This is a genomic window from Secundilactobacillus angelensis, assembly GCF_012641075.1.
GTDB lineage: Bacteria > Bacillota > Bacilli > Lactobacillales > Lactobacillaceae > Secundilactobacillus > Secundilactobacillus angelensis.
In genome coordinates, this window is sequence record NZ_JAAXLJ010000007.1 from 111,612 (window position 1) to 133,898 (window position 22,287).

Here is a 22,287-nt window from a genome sequence, read left to right on the forward strand (position 1 = left end):
ACGGGTGTCCTTTTGTTTTTCCTAAGAGCTTGAAATCTGCTTGCAATTTTAAGTGCGACGCTGTAAATTTAAGCTATAGTTGCACCCAAAAGGAGTGTTTAATTGATGAAGGTTAAATTTAATGGTGAAGAAGTTGAATTAGAAGGTAACCCACCTCAAGTTGGGGATCAATTGCCGAAGTTTAAGTTGTTCAATCAAAATGGTGAGAAGGTTAAGATGGCACAACTGATTGGTAAGCCCCTGATGCTGTCAATTGTACCGGATTTACAAACTCCTGTTTGCAGTACGCAAACGCATAAGTTTAATCAGCAGGCTGACCACTATCCAGATGCAACCTTTGTTACGATTTCCAACAATACCATTGCACAGCAGAAAAACTGGTGTGCAGCTGAAGGCGTCATCAACTTACAGATTCTTTCTGATGAAGAATTGTCATTTGGCTACGCAACTAACTTATATTTGCCCAACATGGGTGTTTTGACCCGTGCAATTCTAGTGGTTGACGCTGACGGCAAGATTACCTACGAAGAAATCGTGTCAGACGTTGCCCATGAGCCAGATTATCTAGCAGCGTTAGATGCCTTAGAAAAATTAACATCTAGAGTTGACGAGTAGCCGAAAAATGGCTATCATATCGAGTATAAGCATTGAGCAAGAGAGTCGATTAAATCGTATCGTACAGAGAGAAAGTCCAAGGCTGAAAGACTTTTCCAACGATTGATCGGTGGTAGCTTGCGAGCTGTCAGACTGAACATCTAGTAAGTCTGACCGGAGTGACATCCGTTAAAGATTGTTATTAAGAGGGGTTTAAAAGCCCAATTTAGGTGGTACCGCGAAAAGCACTTCGTCCTATTATTATAGGACGGGGTGCTTTTTTCTTACATAGCAATCGAATAAGAAAGGGAGAGATTAAATGACAGATAAATCGACAGAAATGCCACCCAAGTACGATCCGCAAGCCGTTGAGGCCGGTCGTTACGACGAGTGGTTGTCAGAAGGGCTGTTTAAGCCCAGTGGAGATCAAAAAGCAAAACCATATTCAATTGTTATTCCACCGCCAAATGTGACTGGTAAATTGCACTTAGGTCATGCTTGGGATACGACTTTACAAGACATGATTATTCGGCAGAAACGGATGCAGGGTTTTGACACACTGTGGTTACCCGGAATGGATCATGCCGGAATTGCCACACAGGCAAAGGTTGAAGCTAAACTCCGTGAACAAGGCATCAGTCGTTATGATTTAGGCCGTGAGAAGTTTGTCGAAAAAGTCTGGGAATGGAAAGATGAATTTGCCAGCACCATTAAGACGCAATGGGGCAAACTTGGCCTTTCGCTGGACTATTCCCGTGAGCGGTTCACCTTGGATAAAGGGCTGTCGGACGCTGTTAAGAAAGTGTTCGTTCAACTTTACCGTAAGGGCTTGATCTACCGTGGTGAATACATTATTAACTGGGATCCTCAAGCACGGACTGCCTTGTCCGATATCGAAGTTATCCATAAAGATGATAAGGGTGCTTTTTACCACGTTAAATATAAATTTGCCGATGGTAAAACCAAGTTAAACGGCAAGGACTACATCGAAATTGCGACTACCCGTCCGGAAACGATGATGGGTGATACTGCCATTGCCGTTAATGCCAGTGATGAGCGGTACAAGGACGTTGTGGGCAAGAAGGTTATTTTACCGCTTGCCAACCGTGAGATTCCAATCATTACCGACCAGCATGCCGATCCGGACTTTGGGACTGGGGCCGTTAAAATCACGCCTGCCCATGACCCGAATGACTTTCTGGTTGGGAACCGTCACAACTTGGAACGCATCAATACCATGAATGAAGACGCAACGATGAACGAAAAAGCCGGTAAGTACGAAGGCTTGGATCGTTTTGAAGCACGTAAAGCCATGGTTAAAGATTTGCAGGATCAAGGCTTGATGATTTCCATCGAACCAATCGTCCACTCCGTTGGCCACTCAGAACGGACTGGTGTTCAAGTTGAAGCCCGGTTATCAACTCAGTGGTTTGTTAAGATGAAGCCACTTGCAGAACAGGCTTTAAAGAATCAAAAGGGCGACGATAAGGTTGACTTCGTCCCAGAACGATTTGAAGGAACCTTTACTCACTGGATGGAAAACGTTCATGACTGGGTGATTTCCCGTCAGCTCTGGTGGGGTCACCAGATTCCAGCCTGGTACAACAAGAAGACCGGTGAAATCTACGTTGACGAGCAGCCACCAAAGGACATTGAAAACTGGGAACAAGATAAAGATGTTTTGGATACTTGGTTCTCTAGTGCTTTGTGGCCATTCTCAACCATGGGCTGGCCTAATACGGATGCACCAGACTACAAGCGCTACTTCCCAACCAACACCCTGGTAACCGGCTACGATATCATCTTTTTCTGGGTTTCACGGATGATTTTCCAATCACTTGAATTTACTGGTCGCCGGCCGTTCCAGCACGTGTTACTTCACGGCTTGATTCGTGATGAACAGGGTCGCAAGATGAGTAAGTCACTTGGAAACGGGATCGACCCAATGGACGTCATCGATAAGTACGGTGCCGATGCACTTCGTTGGTTCCTATCTAACGGGTCAACGCCTGGTCAAGATATTCGGTTTACCTACACCAAGATGGATGCTGCCTGGAACTTCATCAACAAGATCTGGAACGCCAGTCGTTATGTCATTATGAACCTTGGTGAAATGAGCAAGCCAGAGTTACCTGATCGAAGCGAATGGGATTTGGCTGACAAGTGGATTTTAAGCCGTCTTAACAGGACTGTTGCCCAAGTCACTGAGCAGTTTGATAAGTTTAACTTTGGCGAAGCCGGTCGGGCACTTTATGATTTCATCTGGAACGATTTTTGTGACTGGTACATTGAAATGAGTAAGGAAATCTTGACGGGTGACGATGAAAAGGCCAAGGCTAATACTCGCAATATTCTAGCTTACGTATTGGATCAGACCTTACGCTTATTGCATCCAATCATGCCATTCGTCACCGAAAAGATTTGGTTAACGATGCCGCATGAGGGTAAGTCACTGGTAACTGCCAAGTACCCCGTTTTGCATGATGAATTCGAAAACGCACAGGCTGAATCACAAATGGCTAACTTAATCGAATTGATCAAGGCGGTTCGGAACATTCGGGCGGAAGCTAACGCACCGATGTCATCTGAAATTGACGTGCTGATCAAGACGGATAACCACGAGTTGGCCAACGTGTTTGAAACTAACCGTGATTACATTGACCGGTTTATTCATCCAAAGGAATTGACAATTGGGGCTGATGTCACGGCACCTAAACTTGCCATGACTGGCATCATTACGGATGCTGAAGTCTATGTACCACTGGCTGAATTAGTTGATTTGAAAGACGAAGCAGCACGCTTGAACAAAGAAATTAAGAAGTTTGAAGCTGAAGTTGATCGCGCAAAGAAGAAATTAGGCAACGAACGGTTTGTTGCTAACGCGCCAGACGATGTCGTTGAAGGTGAGCGTCAAAAGCAAGCTGACAACGAATCTAAACTCAAAGCAACACAGGATCGGTTAGCTGCATTAACAGCTGAATTGTAATCGGTTCGCGTGTTATAATACATTTCAGAATCAAAGGGACGGGATCAGTATTGATTCCGTTCCTTTTTAATTGAGAAGAGTGGAGATTGATAGTTATGGTGGAGAATTATGATGACGCATTAAGTTTTATTCACGGACGAACTAAGTTTAAGAAGAGCGATCATTTGAACCGGATGCGGCAATTTTTGGAATTGCTGGGTAACCCGCAAAAGGAACTTTCTGCCATTCACGTGGCCGGTACTAACGGAAAAGGGTCTACCGTGGCCTATTTGCGAGACTTGTTAATGTCGCAAGGCTACACGGTTGGCACCTTTACGTCGCCATTTTTGATTCGTTTTAACGAACGAATTTCGGTGGATGGTGAGCCGATCTCTGATTCAGAGCTAATCAAGTTAGTGAATCGGGTGCAACCAGTAGTTGCCGATTTAGATGCGCACTACCCGGAAGGTGGACCGACTGAATTTGAAATTATCACCGCCATGATGTTTTTGTACTTTAAGAGCCAAGTCGACGTGGCCGTGATTGAGGTTGGTATCGGTGGCTTGCTGGATTCGACTAATGTTTTTACTCCTGTAGTTTCAGTGATTACAACGATTGGCTTTGATCACATGAAGATTCTGGGGAACACTCTGCCAGAAATTGCCGCTCAAAAAGCCGGTATCATCAAGCAAGGGGTTCCCGTGGTTGCTGGTCGGTTACCGGAGTCAGCAATGCAGGTGGTGGAGACAACAGCTGCCAAGAACAATAGTCCGTTATATCGGGTTGGTTATGAGGTAACCACTAAGATCAAATCCGAAACTGGCTGGCAGGAAAAGTTCGATTATCAGTTTGGTGATCAACAATTTAAGGGCTTGACCATCAGCATGCTTGGTGACTACCAAGTGGACAATGCCAGCTGTGCTTTGACGGCGTTTATTATCTACCAGACTCAGCGGCATCAAATCGTGCGTAGCGCGGATATTACTCGTTCCTTGGCAAAAACCGTTTGGGCTGGTCGCTTTGAGCCTTTAAACCAGGAGCCCCTGATCGTCATTGATGGCGCTCATAACGAACCGGCAATTGAAGAGCTAAGGGCATTGTTAAAGCAACGGTTTAGTGAAAACGAAATTTATGTGTTATTTAGTGTTCTGGCGGATAAACAGCACGATAAGATGCTGGCGACGCTGCGAACGGTGCCTAATCTGCATATTATTTTAACCACCTTCCAAGGACCGGGAACCCGTGCAGTCACTGACCCTAAAGCTTTAGCTGCTCAGTATGATGAGGATGACCGAATTGAAGTCATTGACAACTGGCAAATGGCGATCGGCGTCATTTTGCAGCGGATGTCTGCGGAAGATCTGTTCTTGATTACGGGTTCGCTTTACTTCATTTCGGACGTTCGCGCTTTCTTCGAAGAGCCATAAACGAAGAGTCTTAAATATGTAATATTTATTTTCTTTTAAATAACAAATTAATACTTGCCAGACCGACCTATAATTCGTTATGCTTTTAACCGGCGAGTAGTTATTAAATTTTCGAGGTATGGTATAATAACACCTAGCAAATTAACAAGCAATCAAACGACTGATTGTGGCTAAATGAAGGGATGAAACAGATTGTTCGGATTAGGAACGAAAAACATTGGTATTGATCTTGGGACAGCCAACACGATTGTTTACGTGGACGGGAAAGGCATCGTCTTACGCGAACCATCAGTTGTCGCTAAGAATTCAAAAACCGGCGAAATTGTTTCAGTTGGTGAAGATGCAAGAGCAATGATTGGCCGTACCCCGGCTAGTATTGTTGCTATTCGGCCAATGAAAGATGGCGTTATCGCCGATTATGATACAACCGTTGCAATGATGAAATACTATATTCAAAAGACGTTAGGTAGCACGAACGGCAAGCCTTATGTGATGGTTTGTGTGCCTAGTGGCGTTACAGAAGTTGAAAAACGAGCCGTTATTGATGCTACCCGTGTCGCTGGCGCACGTGACGCATACGTTTTGGAAGAACCATTTGCAGCTGCTATTGGTGCTGGTCTTCCCGTTATGGACCCAACTGGTAGCATGGTTGTGGATATTGGTGGTGGGACCACTGATGTTGCCACTATTTCACTTGGTGGCATCGTTTCAAGTCGTTCAATCAGAATGGCCGGTGACAAGTTGGACGAAGCAATTGTTGCCTATGTTCGTCAACACTTCAATTTATTGATTGGTGAACGGACTGCTGAACAGTTAAAGTGGGACATCGGTTCCGCTTCAAAAGAGGCTGTTAAAGCCGACGATGGTGCTTCAATCAGAGGACGGGACCTCATTACTGGTCTTCCTAAGACGATTGACGTGTCAGCTGTTGATATTGCGGAAGCTATCCACGAACCTGTTGAAGAAATCATCGGTGCAGTTAAGGAGACCTTGGAAGAAACTTCTCCTGAAATTGCGGCTGATGTGATCGATCATGGGATCGTTTTAACTGGTGGCGGTGCTTTATTGCATAATTTACCAGACGTCATTGCGGATGCGACCAAGGTGCCAGTATTTATCGCTAACGACCCACTTGACTGTGTCGCTATTGGTACTGGTGAATCACTTAAGTCCATCGACGTTATGAAAAAGAAGTAACATTCGGGAGTGAGGCACTGGTTCTGGTTGATTAGCAAATACGATTATGAGTATTAACAATCAGGGACACCTCCAGCCGTGTAAGCAAATAATTCCGTATGTTCAGCTTTAGAACATGCGGAATTATTTGCTTGTACGTACTCAGAGAAAGTACGATCTCCTTTTATTATTTAATGTATAAGAGAACGAGTCGATTGTGATGGCTCACTCTCCAATCACTGGAGGATGAACATGAATAAATTCTTTTCAAACCGACGATTAGTGATTGTGATTGTTTGTCTGATCGTCAGTTTTGGGTTAATGAGTGTCTCTGTTGCTATCCGCGATAAGCGGTCAACACCACCACTGATCCAACAGTTTGGTAACGATGTTGTGGGTCTCGTTAACCGCGTCGTTGCATGGCCTGTAAGTGGACTAAAGGGATCAGTCTCTGGTTTTTCTGACTTAATGAATACCTATCAGGAAAATCAGCGTTTGAAGGGTCAAGTTCAAGAACTGGCACAGACTAAAGTTCATGATCAAACAATCAGTCAAGAAAATAAGAAGTTAAAAAAAGAACTCAAATTAAATCGGTCCCTGACCGACTATGCACCCGTTAACGCAAACGTAATTGCTCGAACACCTTCTGCTTGGCAGAACCAGGTCATTATTGATAAGGGTAGTGCTGCAGGCATTAAGAAGAATATGCCGGTACTATCAGGTTCTGGTGTTGTTGGCCGAGTCGCTGAGGTTAACCGGACGAATAGTAAAGTTGAACTGCTTTCGAACAGCAGCGAATCAGCCAACCGGTTTGCAGTGACGATTACCAATAAGAACGGTCAGAGTGTTCACGGTATTGTTTCAAGTTACAATCGTGATAAAAACCTGATTGAAATGGGTAACGTCACTTCAAAGACCAAGATTGAGAAGGGCGATAAGGTTGCAACGAGTGGTTTGGGTGGTGTGATGCCAGCTGGATTATACGTTGGAACTGTGGCAAGCACGGGAACTGACAACTATGGCCTGGCATCGAAAATTTCAATTAAACCAGCGACTAATTTATCAGAGTTAAGTGTTGTAACGGTTGCAATTCGACAAGCTCAAACAACCAATTAAGGAGGCAATCATGGTACGAGTAACTAAATTACGTTACGGCTTTCCGATTGGATTGTTTCTGTTTTTCTACCTGGACGGAATCTTGGGGGCAGTCTTCCCACAACAGCTGTTTAGTGTGCCATATTCCATGAGTAGTTATCTCGTTGTCTTGTGGTTGGTATTTGCTGTTTTCTTCGAAGATCAAATTCAGATTCCGTTGAGTATTTGGGCAGCTGTCGCAGGTGGCCTATTTGATGTTTATTACACAGGTATTTGGGGTATCTTTGTATTTGTATTTCCAATCGTCGTTGCATTGACTAGGGCCTGTTATAAAGCTTTTCCAATCAATTTTTTAAGTGGGTTACTGGTTTATTTTATCGACATAACGGTGGTATGCAGCCTAAGTTATATTGGTAATTTAGTGGTCCATATGACCAGTGCATCCTTTGCGGATATGATGGTGGATTCGTTAGCACCGACGTTGGCCTATAATTTGGCAGCGTACGTCATACTGTATTTTCCAGTTCAGTGGGTATTTAATCGTTTAAAGAATTAAAAAGGGGTCGGGAGTATGCAAGCTGTAGTGTTACGCGGTAATCAGGATGGTTATCAAATTGTGTTGGATCAAGCAGCTAGTTTTAAAGAGATCAAAGAGACGCTTAGGGAGCTCCTCGATAATCTAGCAGCAGATTCCAGCACCACCAATCAAATCAGTTTTGATGTGCTCAGTAATCAGCGTTTATTGACTGCCGAGCAGAATCAAGAATTAGAACAGCTCTTCAGTGAGTATGAGCATTTTCAGATTCACAAGGTGATTCCAGACGTTATTACCATCGAAGACGCAATCCATTTAAAAGAACAGGATAACGTTCACTTGGCAACTCAAACGATTCGAAATGGGCAGACATTGGAGTTGAAAGGCGACGTTTTATATCTGGGATTGATCAACGAAGGCGGACGTTTATTAACCACTGGAAATATCTACGTCATGGGAACCGTCATGGGCATTTTGCAAGCCGGTTATCCCAGTGGTGAGGATAAAGTGGTCATTGGCGATCTGCACCAAGCTCAGCAAGTTCGGATTGGTGAACAAATCAGCATTGTTGAAACTGATCAGCCAGTTGAAAGTAGTCAGACCGTGGCATACGTGAATGATCTCCACGTCCTGCAGTATGGTCAATTAAGTGATCTAAGAACGATTAATCCAAAAATTTATCACCAAATGGGAGGCTAACGAAGATGGGAAAATCAATTGTAATCACCTCTGGTAAGGGGGGTGTCGGCAAGACAACTTCCAGTGCAAATATCGGAACCGCACTTGCGTTAATGGGTAAGCGGGTCTGTTTAGTGGATTTAGACATTGGTCTGAGAAACCTAGACGTTGTGCTTGGGTTAGATAACCGCATTATTTTCGATATCGTTGATGTCGTGGAAGGCCGGGCAAAGCTTGCACAAGCGTTGGTTAAAGATAAACGTTTTGATGATTTATTATACTTATTACCAGCAGCGCAAAATACAGATAAAACAGCTCTTACAGAAGAACAAGCTAAGACAATCGTTGACGAACTGAAGAAGGAATTTGACTATGTTTTAATCGACTGTCCAGCTGGTATTGAACAAGGTTTCCTTAACGCAATCGCTGGTGCCGATGCTGCCATTATCGTGACGACACCAGAAATTTCTGCGGTTCGTGACGCTGATCGGGTAGTTGGTTTATTAGAGAAAAATCCACTAAAAGAAGAATCACACTTGATTATTAACCGGATTCGTAGTCACATGATGGCGGATGGTGAAGCGATGGATATCGATGAAATTACCCATCATCTCGGCGTGCCGCTTTTAGGAATTGTTCTGGATGATGATGAAGTCATTGCGACCTCCAATCGTGGGGAACCCATCGTTTTGGATTCAAACAATCCCGCCGGTCACGGTTATCGCGATATTGCCCGTCGTCTAGAGGGCGAAACGGTACCACTCATGAAGATTCAACAACCTAAGACTGGTTTTTGGGCAAAAATTAGCCATTGGTTTTCACGTGGTTAGTGATTAGCTTATGAAATTGTCGGGTCATTCCACTAAATGTGAGTTGACATGGTCCCAATTTAAGCTATAATGAGAACTAATCTAATAAAACAAACGTTGATCAGACTAGTAGTGAAGTTTAATTAATCAGAGAACCCGCGCAGGTGAGAACCGGGTAATTAAGCTTGATGAATCACATCTGGGAGTTGACTTTCTGAACGAAGTAGGAGAGCTCCGGTAAGCTCGTTATCGCTGAAGTTTATTCTATAAACTTACTGAGGTTGACTGTGTGAGCAGTCAACGAATCAGAGGTGGAACCGCGAAATTATCGTCCTCTTAGCTTAATTGCTAAGAGGACTTTTTAATTTTAAGAATAAACTTTGTGAGGATTGCTGTGCAAGCAGTAATCGAATTAGAGGTGGAACCGCGATCATACTGTCGCCCTCTTGGACTGAGAACCAGTTCAAGGGGGCTTTTTTAATTAAGAAGGGGGAGTCAATATGCATTATGTATCTGAAATATTACCGTCACTACTAAGTGGTGCCTGGATGACAATTAAAATTTTCTTCTGGACGTTAATTGCGTCAATTCCGTTAGGCATTTTAGCCAGTTTGGGTTTAACATCCAGGATTGCACCATTGCGTTGGATCTTAAAGTTCTATGTTTGGTTGATGCGTGGCACGCCATTGTTACTGCAATTAATTTTCGTTTTTTACGGGCTGCCAATTATCGGGGTCATCTTTCAGCGTTATGACGCCGCTTTGTTTGCCTTTATTCTGAATTACACGGCTTACTTCGCTGAAATCTTCCGTGGTGGTTTCCAAGCAATTGATCAAGGTCAGTATGAAAGTGCGCGAGTGCTTCGTTTAACTCGAGCGCAGACCCTTCGTAAAATTGTGATACCGCAAGTGGTCAAGATCGTTGTACCATCCATTGGTAATGAAACCATTAACTTGATTAAGGATTCGTCCCTGGTTTACGTTATCGGTTTAGGTGACCTGCTCCGTGCCGGCAACGTTGCGACTGCTAGAGATGTCACCTTATTGCCACTGGTCTTGGTTGGTGTTATTTATCTACTGATGACTGCTGTTGCAACTTTTGTTCTGCGTAAAGTCGAACAGCACTACCGGTCATGGCGATAAGCTAGAGAGGGGAAACGCATATGCTAGAACTTAAAAATATTAAAAAGCAATTTGGTGGTCGGACGATTTTAGATAACTTCAACATGCAGGTACCAGATGGTCAGATTACCGCGATAGTTGGTCCTTCTGGCGCGGGGAAAACGACTTTGCTCCGGTGCATTAGCGGCTTGGAGAAAACTAATTCAGGCTCGTTTATTTTAGATGGTAAGACGTTTGATCCCGCCAATAACCGTGACAACGATAACGTTATTGGCGTTGTTTTCCAAGATTTCCAACTTTTCCCAAACTTGACAGTTTTGGATAACATTACTTTGGCACCACAGCTCGTTTTAAAGCAATCGAAGGCTGAAGCTGAAAAGCGGGCGCAAGAATTGATCGATCAGCTAAATTTGACGGGCAAGGAAAGTTTGTATCCTTATCAGTTATCTGGTGGTCAAAAGCAACGAGTTGCCATTGTCCGGGCCTTAGCGATAAATCCTAAGATTCTTTGCTACGATGAACCGACTAGTGCTTTGGATCCTGATTTACGGCAAACGGTTGAAAGCATCATTCTTAGTTTAAAGCAGGATAACATGACTCAAATCGTGGTCACACATGATATGCAATTCGCCGAAAATATTGCTGATCAAATTGTGCGCGTTGAACCAATTAAAGCGTAGTGGGGGAGGAATAAAGCATGAAAAAGAGCATGAAGAAAGTTTGGCTTTGTCTGATCATGCTAGTCTGCACCGTCTCACTATTGTCTGGCTGTAGTGGCGTCAGTGTTGGTAAGCGAGCTAATCACGTTGATAACTGGAATCGAATCCAAAAACGGGGTTATGTCACTGTTGGTTTGGATGATACTTTTGTGCCCATGGGTTTTCGACAAAAAAGCGGCAAGTTAGTTGGCTATGATGTTGATTTAGCACGAGCTGTTTTTAAACTCTACGGAATCAAAGTTAGCTTTCAGTCAATTGACTGGTCGATGAATGCCACGGAACTGAATAACGGCACCATTGACCTCATTTGGAATGGGTATTCGAAGACACCAGAACGTGAAAAGAAGGTTGCGTTCAGTGATACTTATCTGCAAAACGATCAGACCCTAGTTTCACTCAGAAAAAGTCACGTTAACTCTTTTGCGGCTATGCAGGGAAAGACACTGGGTGCCCAAGCTGGTTCCTCAGGTGCACAAGACATTAGTCAATTCCCAAGCAAGTTAAAAAATCGAATCAAGGGTAAATCACCGATCTTATATGATTCATTTACCAATGCTTTCATCGATTTGAACGCTAATCGGATTCAAGGCATGATCATTGATTCCACCTATGCGGGCTACTATATTAATCATGAGAGTAATCCTAAAGATTATCGGATTACCAACGGTTCATTTCCCAAGGAACAGTTCGGTGTTGGTATGCGTAAAACAGATAAAACGATGCGTTATAAAATCAACCGCGGTCTAAAAGTTTTAGCTAAGAATGGCACGTTAGCCAAAATCAACCATAAATGGTTTGGTAATAATGCTGATTCACCACTTTTAAATAAGTAATATTGTATTAAAAAATCGTCTAGTACTTTTGTACTAGGCGATTTTTGGCCTATAAATCAGGAAAAAAGGTATCATATAATGCTTTTATCGCGACTTTGGCTTCGTCTTGTTTGATGCCAAACATCATTGAGATTTCAGAAGCACCCTGATTGACCATAATCAGCTTTACATTCTGCCGGGCTAAAGCGTCAGTGGCTTTGGACATGATTCCAGTACGGTTTGCCATGCCCTCACCAACCACCATCAATAAGGCGTAGTTATGGGAGATGTGGATTTCGTCTGGCCGTAGTGCAATCACTAACTCGCGGATCAACGTGTCTTCAAGTTCGGCCGTTAATTGGTCTTGTCGCATGATGACGGTTAAATCATCGATCCCGGAAGGCATGTGTTCGTAAGACAGATCGTATTCAGCAAGCAGATTGAGAATTTTCTGTGAAAAGCGTTTTTTGTCCAGCATATACTTCCGGATATAAATCCCACAGAAATTCGGTGAGCTGGCAATCCCGGATACTGGATAAGCGGGGTTGACCCGTTTATGAGAGGTGATTGAAGTGCCACGTTCACTGGGGTGATTGGTATTCTTTACGACCACTTGAATGTCTCCCTGAATCGCGGGAATCAGTGCTTCGTCATGAAAAACTGAGAAGCCAGCGTACGATAATTCCCGCATTTCCCGGAACGTCATATTGTGAATGGCAATTGGGTGGTGAACGATTGCCGGATTAGCGGCGTAGATGGCGTCTACGTCCGTAAAGTTTTCGTACCGCTTCGCGTGAACACCACGAGCGATGATTGCGCCAGTAATATCAGAGCCACCACGGGAAAAAGTACATATCTGTCCCTGATCGTTGTAGCCGAAAAAGCCGGGAATTACGCGAACTAACTTACTGTTCTCCCATTCACTGATGCGATCATAACTGCTTGGAATAATCTCGGCATCATCTGGGGAATCAGTCACAACTAAGCCGGCATCTTTTGGATCCAGAAATTTTGCGTTGACCCCAGCAGTTTTTAACACCTCAGCAATTAGCACGGCGTTCATTTTCTCACCGTGCGCCTTGAAGGCTGCCATGAGGTAACCATCATCTTGATAGTCCTGGTTGGGCAAGTTTAAGATGGTGGTTTTAATTTGGTCAAAAGCGCTTTGGGGAACCTTAAAAGCGGTGGCAATTTCTTCATAGCGGGCGATAATCTGACCGGTGATGGTTTCGCTAGGTTGATTGTTAAGGGTTGCATTCGCATATTGAATGAGTAAATCAGTGACTTTAATATCACCGTCAAAACGCTTTCCAGGTGCAGATACTACTACAAACCGACGTTGATCATCGCCTTTAATAATATTGACCACTTTGCTGACTTGGGCTGAGTTAGCCAGCGAACTTCCGCCAAATTTAATGACTTTCATCATTATTCCTCCTACTGACACGTTTAACATTAAGAATAGCAAAGAACTTGGTGAAAAGGCAAGGTAGGTAGGTCAGATTCATTTCGTTTTAAATTTGGACCAGATTGTAATGATCTGTTGGGTTTGTTTGGTGAAATTCGATCTTTTGGGAGATGTATGCCAATTTGTGGTCGTTGAAATTTGCAGGCAAATTATTTTTCATTTTTCAATCCAAAAGGCTAGCGTTTTAGCTATAAATCATCTAATATGGTTTGGTAATGTCCAAAGGAGGGCTAAATTTGCCAAAGCAATTAGCAAAGGGTGTTTGGTTAAACGTAATCCCAACAACCCAATTTAAAACCATCAGCATGACGGTTGATTTTATTGCACCAGGCAACGTTCAGGAGTTGTCTAACCGAATTTTATTAGCACAGTTGCTGGAAACGAGTAGCGCAGAGTATCCCACTCAAACTTCGTTAGCACAAAAATTATCGATGATGTATGGCGCCAGCTTTGGTGTGAACGTCTTTCGCTATGGCCTGCAGGAAGGGTTACGCTTTTCCAGCACAATTATCAATGATCACTTTATCGGCGGTGAGTCTCTATTAAACGAGATGGTTGATTTCTTACAAAGTGTGATTTATCGACCGCTGATTAGAGACGATGCGTTTGAACCCACGACGTTTGGCCGTCAAAAGCAAAATTTAATATCTTATTTAAAATCTTTAAATGATGATAAGCAGTATTACGCAGAACAGCAGTTGAGTGAGCTCTATTTCAAAAACGAGCCGTTCTTCGCTACCAGTCTTTACGGTGACGCGCAAACAATTGAGGCTATCAGTGCCAAGCAACTGTATGCCATTTATCAAAAAATGCTTGCTACCAATGAGGTTCAAATTACCGTTGCTGGAGACGTCACTGAAGCTGACTTAATCCAGGCGTTAGCAAATTGGCAACTGGATGATCGCCAAGTAGCAGATGTAGCTGTGATTTATCGACGACCCGAAACTGAAGTGGTTTCCAAGACGGAAGGCCAGCCGCTTCAACAATCCAAACTAAATATTGCGTATCGACTGCCAGTTTATTACCGCGGATCAGATTTCTATAAAGCCTTAGTTTTTAACGGCTTATTTGGTGGCACGCCAATCTCAATGCTGTTTAAAAACGTTCGTGAAAAAAACAGTTTGGCATACTATGCTTCTAGTCGTTTTGATGGGTTTACGGGGACGTTGTTGGTTCAAACGGGGATTGACCAATCCAACGAATCTGCCGTCAAGTCAATTATTCAAGAACAACTTGAAGCCGTCGCAGATGGTCAGTTCAGTGATGAAGTTTTCAACCAAGTTGTCGCCAGCTTGATCAACGGTCGGGAATCTCGTTTGGATTCTCAGCGGGCATTGGTCAACCAGGCGATGCTTGATCAGTTATTGCATAGTCAAGTTGACGCAGCTGAATGGGTCAAACAAATTAAGCAAGTCACTAAGGAAGACGTGACTAAAATTGCTAAGCAAGTACAATTGCAAGCCATTTATTTTTTGAAGGGAGAGGACGCCAAATGAAGCAGAAACACTATTCGGATTTAGGCGAAACGCTCTATTCAGAAACTTTAAGTAACGGTTTACGCGTTTACCTGTTACCTAAAACTGGTTTTCATAAATCCTATGCGGTTATGACAACTGACTATGGCTCAATTGATCAATCATTCGTGCCGTTGAATGGGTCAAAACCAGTGACGCAGCCCGCGGGAATTGCTCATTTTTTGGAACATAAGATGTTTGAAAAGGCAGACCACGACGCCTTCGATACCTTTGCTCACTTTGGCGGTAGTTCCAACGCCTTCACCAGCTTTACGCATACAAGTTATTTATTTTCAGCTACCCACAATTTGAAAGAAAATCTGGAAACGCTGCTTGATTTTGTTCAAGATCCTTATTTTACTGAGCAAACCGTCAATAAGGAAAAGGGGATCATTGGTCAAGAAATCCAAATGTATGAGGATGATCCTAATTCCCGAGCGTACTTTGGCACGATTGCCAATCTCTATCCGGATCAACCGCTGGCGGATGATATTGCGGGTTCGATTGAATCAATCAGTCAAATCAAGCCTGCTGATCTTTATTTGGCACACGAGACCTTTTATCACCCAAGCAATATGAGTCTGTTTGTTGTCGGTCGGCTAGATCCAGCTGAAACTTTGGCTTGGATTCAGGCTAATCAATCGGCTAAGCAATTTGCTCAACCAGCCCCGATTAAACGAATTTTGCCACCAGCATCACAGCAGGTTATTAAACATAAGCGGCTATCGATGCCAGTGGAACGACCAAAAGCGACGATCGGGATTCGCGGGCTAGATGACCTGCCGACCGGCATCGAGCGACTTAAATATGAAGATGCCTTGTCATTAGGCTTCACGCTGTTATTGGGTGAAACCGCACCAGACTTTCTTTCACTATATGATAAGGGCATCATTGATGATAGTTTTGGTTATAATATCGAACTGCAGCGGGGCGCCCATCACGTCATTATGGCCGGAGAAGCTGATGATCCAGAGGCCTTTGAAACTGCGGTGTTAGATATTTTGGATCACGCAACTGAAAAACTGGCAACGGCTAAGGACCGTTTCGAAGCCGTTCAACGAGAAGCAATCGGCAGCACGTTATCATCCTTTAATTCGCTAGAGGCAATCGCCAATCAGTTTGACGATCGGTTATACGGTGAGGCAAGCTTATTTGATGAAGTGAGTGTCATTAAAGCGTTGACGATGAACGATGTTATTCAAACCGTGTCACAGTTCTTGAGTACAGCTGGCATTAGTGTACAAGAAATCGTTCCTGGTGATTAAGAAAACTTTAAAAAGTTACTGGACATGAATTCATCGTTAAATCATAGCTTGACGTATGCTATACTAATACTGAAATGATAAGACTTTTAGGTTAATAGGTGGAGAAAAATTTATGAGTGAAAATACAAAGTCAATTGGCGAAACATTACGTGACGCCCGAATCGCTAAAGGTTTTACCCTAGACGACCTTCAGCAAACGACCAAAATTCAAAAGCGGTACTTAATTGCTATTGAAGATGGTAACTTTTCAGATTTACCTGGGGACTTCTATGTGCGGGCCTTCATTAAACAATATGCACAGACCGTTGGATTAGATGGCAACGAACTACTGGATGAGTATAGTGATGAGTTACCAAGCACTAAAACTCAAGAATACGTGGACCGGGTCAATGAAGAAAATCCGTCTACTCGTTCAGCTCAGCGAAAAGTTGATGATCGTTCAGCTAAAATCAAACGGCAGGTGCCGATTGTTGCAGCGGTAGTTGTCGTTGTGGCAGTGTTGATTGGAATCTGGCTGGCCACGACTAGGAGTTCACAGTCTAGTAATAGTTCTCAAAACGTAGATAGTAGTTCGGTATCAGTTTCTGGTAGTGCGGCCAAATCCAGCTCTTCTGCTAAAGCTTCTAGCAAAAAGGCGGCAGCATCTTCTAAAAAGGTGTCCAAAGCTAGCTTTAGTCGAGTCTCAACTTCAGGCACTTCTACTGTTTACACCATGAAAAATGCACCAAAGACTAAGACGGTTAAGATTGTGACGTCGAATAATGCATGGGTGGGGGTTACCTCAGCCGGAACTTCCGTATTTCAGGGGACTGTCACAGCTAATCAGACAAAAACGGTTAAGTTGAGTGCGGACGCAACATCGGTTACTTTAAACTTAGGCAACGCACCGGAGACGAAGATTTCCATTGGTGGTAAGTCGTTACCAATTTCAAAGGCTACTAGCTCAGCAACCACTGCTTCGTCTACCACAGATTCTACAACTACTGGTTCCACTACCACCGGAACTGCTAGCTCAGCTTCATCTACAAGCACCACTTCCCAAGTTCAAAACATTACCGTACAATTTAAGTAACTCACGAAGGTAAGCTGAATGGCTTACCTTTTCTTAAGAGATTAAGTATTTGGAGGGAACAACGTGAATCTACCTAACAAATTGACCATTGGCCGGATTATTCTGATTCCCATTTTTTTGATTGTTTTAGCTGTTCCAATGAATTGGGGCTCAGTTGTCTGGTTGTCCACTAACGTTCCGGTCACTCAAATTGTGGCTGCAATCATTTTTGCAATTGCATCGATTACCGATTTCCTTGACGGTCAAATTGCACGCCGAGGCCATTTAGTGACTAACTTCGGTAAATTCGCTGATCCATTAGCTGACAAAATGCTGGTGATGACGGCTTTTGTGCTGTTGGTCCAAATGGGTATGGCGCCAGCTTGGGTCGTGGCGATCATTGTCTGCCGGGAATTGGCAGTTACTGGATTGCGACTCATTATTGTTGAAAATAATGGTCAGGTCATGGCTGCTGCCTGGCCTGGTAAAATTAAGACGACCTCGCAGATGTTTAGTATTATTTTGCTTTTGCTTAACAACGTGCTGTTCGCTAATTGGCACTTCCCGTTAGGCACAATCTTACTTTACGTTTGCTTGTTCTTTACGATTTATTCGGGCATTGACTATTTCGTTAAGAATCGAAGCGTTTTTTCAGATTCGTTTAATAACTAGAGTGAAAGGGTGTGCTTTTTAACAAGAGCGACCCTTTTTTGATAAAATAAGACTATTGAACTGGAGGCAAAATAATGAATGCAGAGATTGTTGCGGTTGGTACAGAACTATTGCTTGGTCAGATTGCGAATACAAATGGCGCCTATCTCGCCCAGAAACTGGCTGAAATTGGCGTAAACGTCTATTATCAGACCGTGGTGGGTGACAATCCAAAACGGCTTGAAGGTGTTTTGAAGGTGGCTGAAAGTCGCAGTGACCTTGTGTTAACTATTGGCGGTCTTGGCCCAACAGAAGATGATTTGACGAAGCAAATTGTCGCTCGTCATTTAGGCGAACCGCTGGTAACGGATCAGGCCGCAAAAACCAAGATTGATGAGTACGCGGCTCGAACCGGTAAGAATTTAACCCCTAACAATGCAAAACAAGCTTTAAAAATTCAGCACGCAATCAGTTTAACTAATCATAATGGTTTCGCTGTGGGAGACCTTTATTTGAATCAACAAGGCGCGAGCTACGTATTGTTGCCCGGACCACCAGCCGAGTGTCTGATGATGATCGATCGTGAATTAATTCCCCAATTAAAAAAGCAAGGACATCAAAACCACGTATTTAGTTCTAGGGTGATGCGGTTTATCGGGATCGGTGAGTCTAAACTGGTTGACGACCTTTCTGATTTAATTGATCACCAGACGAACCCAACGATTGCACCCTATGCAAAAATGGCGGAGGTGACACTACGAGTGACTGCGTCTGCGGTAGATGAGGATCACGCAGAGACATTGATACAGGGCGTAGTCAATCAAATACTAGCGCGTGATGGTCAGTACTTTTATGGCTATGGTGACGATAATTCGCTGGCCGATGTGGTTGTTAATCAGTTGATTGAACGGCAGCTCTCCGTGACTGCGGCTGAAAGTCTGACAGCGGGTGAATTTCAAAGCACAATTGGCAATGTTCCCGGTGTTTCGGCTGTTTTCCCTGGAGGGTTTGTGACTTATGCCAATCAGGCTAAGCATCATTTATTGTCAATTCCACAAACCGTGATTGATAATCAGGGTGTTGTGAGTGAAGCGACAGCGATTTGGATGGCTAAACAGGCAAAAGCAAAAATGAAAACCGATATTGCCGTTTCCTTTACTGGCGTAGCTGGTCCGGATGAACTGGAAGGACAGCCAGCAGGAACTGTTTGGATCGGTATTGCTTATCGTGATGAAGAACCTAAGGCCTATCTCTATCACTTCACTAACGGCCGGCAGCAGGTTCGGGCACGCTCAGTTATGGCTGGTTTAGACCTCATTCGTCAAAAATTAACCGTTCACTAATAATACGAACCTTTGTTCTATTTTTGCTTGCAATTTGGGTTTAAGAAAGGTATAGTTTAACTTGCAAATGGCTACTAAGGAGGAACTACATGGCTGATGAACGGCAGGCAGCGTTAGATGCTGCATTAAAGAAAATTGAAAAAAACTTCGGTAAAGGCTCTATCATGAGAATGGGTGATAAGGCTGATACTCAAATCTCAACGATTTCTAGTGGCTCACTAGCACTTGATAATGCATTAGGTGTTGGTGGGTATCCACGAGGTAGAATCGTGGAAGTCTATGGGCCAGAAAGTTCTGGGAAAACAACCGTTGCGTTGCACGCGGTGGCTGAAGTTCAGAAAAATGGTGGTACTGCGGCTTATATTGATGCAGAAAACGCCCTAGATCCAGCTTATGCAACTCATTTAGGCGTTAATATTGATGATTTACTGCTTTCACAGCCAGATACTGGTGAACAGGGACTAGAAATTGCGGATGCATTGGTTGCCAGTGGCGCGGTTGATATGATCGTTGTTGACTCAGTTGCAGCACTGGTCCCTCGAGCTGAAATTGATGGCGAAATGGGAGATGCCCACGTCGGTCTACAAGCACGACTGATGTCACAGGCACTTCGTAAGCTCTCTGGGTCAATTAATAAAACCAAGACGATCGCTATCTTTATCAACCAGATTCGTGAAAAAGTCGGTGTGATGTTTGGTAATCCCGAAACGACGCCGGGTGGTCGGGCACTCAAGTTCTACGCGACCATTCGTCTAGAAGTACGTCGGGCAGAACAGATCAAAGAGGGAACCGATATCATCGGTAACCGTGTCCGTATTAAAGTCGTTAAGAATAAGGTTGCGCCGCCATTTAAGCGTGCTGAAGTTGACATTATGTACGGCACGGGTATTTCACAAACGGGTGAGTTAGTGGATATGGCGGTTGACAAGGACATCGTTAATAAGTCCGGTTCATGGTATTCATACGGTGATGATCGCATCGGTCAAGGCCGCGAGAATGCAAAGACTTACCTTGCTGAGCATCCTGATGTGATGGATGAAGTTCGTACTAAAGTGCGTAAGGCCTATAACATGGATGGTGAAACTGAAGATGATCAAGCACAACAACCTGATGAACAGAGTGTTGAAACGCTGGATCTCGATGCCAAAGATGCCGTGGACTCAAAACCATCAAAAACTAAATCAGCAAAATCATAATCAAACATCAAAGTCCAAGAGCGATGAACTCTTGGACTTTTTTGGTCAAAAATAATATATCTCAGAAGTCGACTGGTTGTTTTTGCCATTAGATTTTAACAATTCACGTTCTTCCCCACTGTTCATCACTCTTTTATTGACAGCGTCTCGACTTAACATTAGAATATTAGATGTGTCAATAATCAATTTACATCTAAAAATTTACTGATTTAGCAATCAAAATTTTGATGATGCGGAGGTGGAATCATGGGTATTCCTGAAATAATCCTCGCAATCATCGCTATCGTTGTAGGTGTTGTCATCGGATACTTTGTCCATAAGTCAATTGTTGAACGCAATTTGGACGCAGCACACGAAACAGCACAAGGCATTTTAGCTGATGCGAAAAAGCAGGCTGAGACTGATACCAAAGAGGCTTTGCTTGAAGCCAAAGAGGAAGGTCATCGCTATCGGGCCGATGTTGAAAAGGATTTGAAGCGGCAACGCGGGGAAGTCCAAAAACAAGAAGACCGGGTTTTACAGCGAGAAGAAGCACTTGATCGTAAAGATAACGCTTTTCAGAAGCGGGAAGATGTTTTAGAACGTAAGGAAAATAAACTGAGTTCTGAACAGCAAAAACTCGCTAAACTACAACAACAGGCGGACTCACTTGTTGAAAAACGGCAAGCAGCTGTGGAAGAAGCAGCTGCGCTTTCTAAAGAGGAAGCACAGTCCCTGATTATTAATGAAGCAAAGCAAGCGTTAAGTTCTGAACGTGCGAAGATGATTAAAGAATCTAATGAAAAGGCTGCTGAGGAAGCGGACTCGAAGGCGAAGGAATTAATCGTTCAAGCGATTCAACGAAGTGGAGCCGATATGGTATCTGATACCACGGTATCGGTTGTTACTCTTCCAAATGACGACATGAAGGGTCGAATCATCGGTCGTGAAGGCCGTAACATCAGAACTCTAGAAACTCTGACTGGGATTGATTTAATTATTGATGATACCCCAGAAGCCGTTGTTTTGAGTGGATTTGATCCAATTCGTCGAGAGGTTGCCAAGATTGCACTAGAAAAACTCATCCAGGACGGCCGAATTCATCCAGCTCGTATTGAAGAGATGGTTGAAAAGGCCCGTAAAGAATTGGATGAGAAGATTCAAGATCTTGGTGAACAAACCGTATTTGATCTTGGTATTCACTCGATGCACCCAGCTTTAATTAAATTAGTTGGTCGGATGAATTACCGGATTTCATATGGTCAAAACGTATTAACGCATGCAATTGAAGTTGCTAAATTATCAGGAATTTTTGCCGCTGAGTTAGGTGAGGATGTCACACTAGCAAAACGCGCAGGATTATTACACGATATTGGTAAAGCGGTTGAAAATGACGTTGAAGAGTCTCATGTTCAGATTGGGATCGATTTAGCTAAGAAGTATAAAGAAAGTCCGATTGTGATTGATTCAATCGCGGCTCACGAGTCAACAGCAACTCCACACTATGTGATTTCAGAAATAGTGTCTGCTGCCAACACGATCTCGGCTTCTAGACCAGGTGCACGGAGCGACTCACTTGAGAGCTACATTCACCGATTAGAAAAGCTAGAAACAATCACTGATGAATTTGACGGCGTGAAGAAGTCATATGCCATTCAAGCAGGGCGCGAAGTTCGCGTAATCGTTAAACCAGAAAAAATTTCAGATTTAGAGGCTGTGACGCTAGCTCACGATATTAAAGAAAAGATTGAAAGTGATATGGATTATCCAGGTCACGTCAAGGTTTCCGTTATTCGTGAGGTGCGGTCAGTAGCCTACGCTAAGTAGTTTTTAGCACAAAATTAAAAGTATCTTTGAGAACTGGCAGCAGTACTTGAAGATACTTTTTT

19 protein-coding genes and 2 other annotated features are annotated in these 22,287 nt (G+C 43.6%); of the genes, 18 read left to right on the plus strand and 1 reads right to left on the minus strand.

What is annotated here, in order from left to right:
* Nucleotides 1-105: 105 nt before the first annotated feature.
* From tpx to HC026_RS05925, 11 genes are all read left to right on the plus strand, one after another.
* Nucleotides 106-615, plus strand: a complete 510-nt coding sequence (tpx, locus tag HC026_RS05875; protein WP_168925062.1) for a thiol peroxidase — start codon at nt 106-108, stop codon at nt 613-615.
* Between the two features lie 23 nt (nt 616-638).
* Nucleotides 639-855: a binding site (T-box leader), on the plus strand.
* Nucleotides 856-913: 58 nt separating this feature from the next.
* A complete protein-coding gene (locus tag HC026_RS05880) occupies nt 914-3,580 on the plus strand; it encodes a valine--tRNA ligase (protein ID WP_168925063.1) in 2,667 nt (888 codons plus the stop codon).
* A gap of 95 nt (nt 3,581-3,675) precedes the next feature.
* Nucleotides 3,676-4,986, plus strand: a complete 1,311-nt coding sequence (locus HC026_RS05885) for a bifunctional folylpolyglutamate synthase/dihydrofolate synthase (RefSeq protein WP_168925064.1) — start codon at nt 3,676-3,678, stop codon at nt 4,984-4,986.
* A gap of 192 nt (nt 4,987-5,178) precedes the next feature.
* Nucleotides 5,179-6,183, plus strand: a complete 1,005-nt coding sequence (locus HC026_RS05890) for a rod shape-determining protein (protein ID WP_168925065.1) — start codon at nt 5,179-5,181, stop codon at nt 6,181-6,183.
* Between the two features lie 231 nt (nt 6,184-6,414).
* Nucleotides 6,415-7,278: a rod shape-determining protein MreC gene (gene mreC, locus HC026_RS05895; RefSeq protein WP_168925066.1), complete on the plus strand. Its 864-nt coding sequence runs from the start codon at nt 6,415-6,417 to the stop codon at nt 7,276-7,278.
* Nucleotides 7,279-7,288: 10 nt separating this feature from the next.
* Nucleotides 7,289-7,813, plus strand: coding sequence for a rod shape-determining protein MreD (gene mreD, locus HC026_RS05900; RefSeq protein ID WP_168925067.1), 525 nt, complete (start codon nt 7,289-7,291; stop codon nt 7,811-7,813).
* 15 nt (nt 7,814-7,828) lie between these two features.
* The gene (locus HC026_RS05905; protein ID WP_168925068.1) at nt 7,829-8,491 is read left to right on the plus strand and encodes a septum site-determining protein MinC; all 663 of its coding nucleotides are present in this window, start codon (nt 7,829-7,831) and stop codon (nt 8,489-8,491) included.
* A gap of 5 nt (nt 8,492-8,496) precedes the next feature.
* The gene (minD, locus tag HC026_RS05910) at nt 8,497-9,300 is read left to right on the plus strand and encodes a septum site-determining protein MinD (protein WP_168925069.1); all 804 of its coding nucleotides are present in this window, start codon (nt 8,497-8,499) and stop codon (nt 9,298-9,300) included.
* 87 nt (nt 9,301-9,387) lie between these two features.
* Nucleotides 9,388-9,618: a binding site (T-box leader), on the plus strand.
* A 161-nt stretch (nt 9,619-9,779) separates the two neighbouring features.
* Entirely contained in the window at nt 9,780-10,421 is a 642-nt protein-coding gene (locus tag HC026_RS05915; protein WP_168925070.1) for an amino acid ABC transporter permease, read from the plus strand.
* Between the two features lie 20 nt (nt 10,422-10,441).
* The gene (locus HC026_RS05920; RefSeq protein ID WP_168925071.1) at nt 10,442-11,080 is read left to right on the plus strand and encodes an amino acid ABC transporter ATP-binding protein; all 639 of its coding nucleotides are present in this window, start codon (nt 10,442-10,444) and stop codon (nt 11,078-11,080) included.
* A 17-nt stretch (nt 11,081-11,097) separates the two neighbouring features.
* Nucleotides 11,098-11,952: an amino acid ABC transporter substrate-binding protein gene (locus tag HC026_RS05925; RefSeq protein ID WP_168925072.1), complete on the plus strand. Its 855-nt coding sequence runs from the start codon at nt 11,098-11,100 to the stop codon at nt 11,950-11,952.
* Between the two features lie 49 nt (nt 11,953-12,001).
* On the opposite strand, the gene HC026_RS05930 is transcribed toward HC026_RS05925, so the two are convergent.
* Complete coding sequence (locus HC026_RS05930) at nt 12,002-13,357, minus strand: aspartate kinase (protein ID WP_168925073.1); 1,356 nt, start codon at nt 13,355-13,357, stop codon at nt 12,002-12,004.
* Between the two features lie 278 nt (nt 13,358-13,635).
* Here HC026_RS05930 and yfmF point away from each other — a divergent pair, with 278 nt between their 5' ends.
* The 7 genes from yfmF (at nt 13,636) to rny (ending at nt 22,225) form a co-directional block, all read left to right on the plus strand.
* Nucleotides 13,636-14,895 (plus strand): EF-P 5-aminopentanol modification-associated protein YfmF, encoded by a 1,260-nt coding sequence (gene yfmF / locus HC026_RS05935; RefSeq protein WP_168925074.1) that lies wholly within the window; start codon nt 13,636-13,638, stop codon nt 14,893-14,895.
* Nucleotides 14,892-16,178, plus strand: coding sequence for an EF-P 5-aminopentanol modification-associated protein YfmH (yfmH, locus tag HC026_RS05940; protein ID WP_168925075.1), 1,287 nt, complete (start codon nt 14,892-14,894; stop codon nt 16,176-16,178). The genes yfmF and yfmH overlap by 4 nt, the downstream gene beginning before the upstream one ends.
* 112 nt (nt 16,179-16,290) lie before the next feature.
* Nucleotides 16,291-17,250: a helix-turn-helix domain-containing protein gene (locus tag HC026_RS05945; RefSeq protein WP_168925076.1), complete on the plus strand. Its 960-nt coding sequence runs from the start codon at nt 16,291-16,293 to the stop codon at nt 17,248-17,250.
* 63 nt (nt 17,251-17,313) lie between these two features.
* Complete coding sequence (pgsA, locus tag HC026_RS05950) at nt 17,314-17,901, plus strand: CDP-diacylglycerol--glycerol-3-phosphate 3-phosphatidyltransferase (RefSeq protein ID WP_168925077.1); 588 nt, start codon at nt 17,314-17,316, stop codon at nt 17,899-17,901.
* 74 nt (nt 17,902-17,975) lie between these two features.
* Entirely contained in the window at nt 17,976-19,223 is a 1,248-nt protein-coding gene (locus HC026_RS05955) for a competence/damage-inducible protein A (RefSeq protein ID WP_168925078.1), read from the plus strand.
* An 89-nt stretch (nt 19,224-19,312) separates the two neighbouring features.
* Nucleotides 19,313-20,419 carry a recombinase RecA gene (gene recA / locus HC026_RS05960; protein WP_168925079.1) on the plus strand — a complete coding sequence of 369 codons (1,107 nt, stop codon included), beginning with the start codon at nt 19,313-19,315 and terminating at the stop codon, nt 20,417-20,419.
* A gap of 246 nt (nt 20,420-20,665) precedes the next feature.
* Nucleotides 20,666-22,225, plus strand: a complete 1,560-nt coding sequence (gene rny, locus HC026_RS05965; RefSeq protein ID WP_168925080.1) for a ribonuclease Y — start codon at nt 20,666-20,668, stop codon at nt 22,223-22,225.
* The last annotated feature ends 62 nt before the right edge of the window (nt 22,226-22,287 follow it).

Coding starts and splice junctions, on each gene's coding strand:
- tpx (WP_168925062.1), top strand. CDS start 106: ATGAAGGTTAAATTTAATGGTGAAGAAGTTGAATTAGAAGGTAACCCA.
- HC026_RS05880 (WP_168925063.1), top strand. CDS start 914: ATGACAGATAAATCGACAGAAATGCCACCCAAGTACGATCCGCAAGCC.
- HC026_RS05885 (WP_168925064.1), top strand. CDS start 3,676: ATGGTGGAGAATTATGATGACGCATTAAGTTTTATTCACGGACGAACT.
- mreC (WP_168925066.1), top strand. CDS start 6,415: ATGAATAAATTCTTTTCAAACCGACGATTAGTGATTGTGATTGTTTGT.
- mreD (WP_168925067.1), top strand. CDS start 7,289: ATGGTACGAGTAACTAAATTACGTTACGGCTTTCCGATTGGATTGTTT.
- HC026_RS05905 (WP_168925068.1), top strand. CDS start 7,829: ATGCAAGCTGTAGTGTTACGCGGTAATCAGGATGGTTATCAAATTGTG.
- minD (WP_168925069.1), top strand. CDS start 8,497: ATGGGAAAATCAATTGTAATCACCTCTGGTAAGGGGGGTGTCGGCAAG.
- HC026_RS05915 (WP_168925070.1), top strand. CDS start 9,780: ATGCATTATGTATCTGAAATATTACCGTCACTACTAAGTGGTGCCTGG.
- HC026_RS05920 (WP_168925071.1), top strand. CDS start 10,442: ATGCTAGAACTTAAAAATATTAAAAAGCAATTTGGTGGTCGGACGATT.
- HC026_RS05925 (WP_168925072.1), top strand. CDS start 11,098: ATGAAAAAGAGCATGAAGAAAGTTTGGCTTTGTCTGATCATGCTAGTC.
- HC026_RS05930 (WP_168925073.1), bottom strand. CDS start 13,357: ATGAAAGTCATTAAATTTGGCGGAAGTTCGCTGGCTAACTCAGCCCAA.
- yfmH (WP_168925075.1), top strand. CDS start 14,892: ATGAAGCAGAAACACTATTCGGATTTAGGCGAAACGCTCTATTCAGAA.
- HC026_RS05945 (WP_168925076.1), top strand. CDS start 16,291: ATGAGTGAAAATACAAAGTCAATTGGCGAAACATTACGTGACGCCCGA.
- HC026_RS05955 (WP_168925078.1), top strand. CDS start 17,976: ATGAATGCAGAGATTGTTGCGGTTGGTACAGAACTATTGCTTGGTCAG.
- recA (WP_168925079.1), top strand. CDS start 19,313: ATGGCTGATGAACGGCAGGCAGCGTTAGATGCTGCATTAAAGAAAATT.
- rny (WP_168925080.1), top strand. CDS start 20,666: ATGGGTATTCCTGAAATAATCCTCGCAATCATCGCTATCGTTGTAGGT.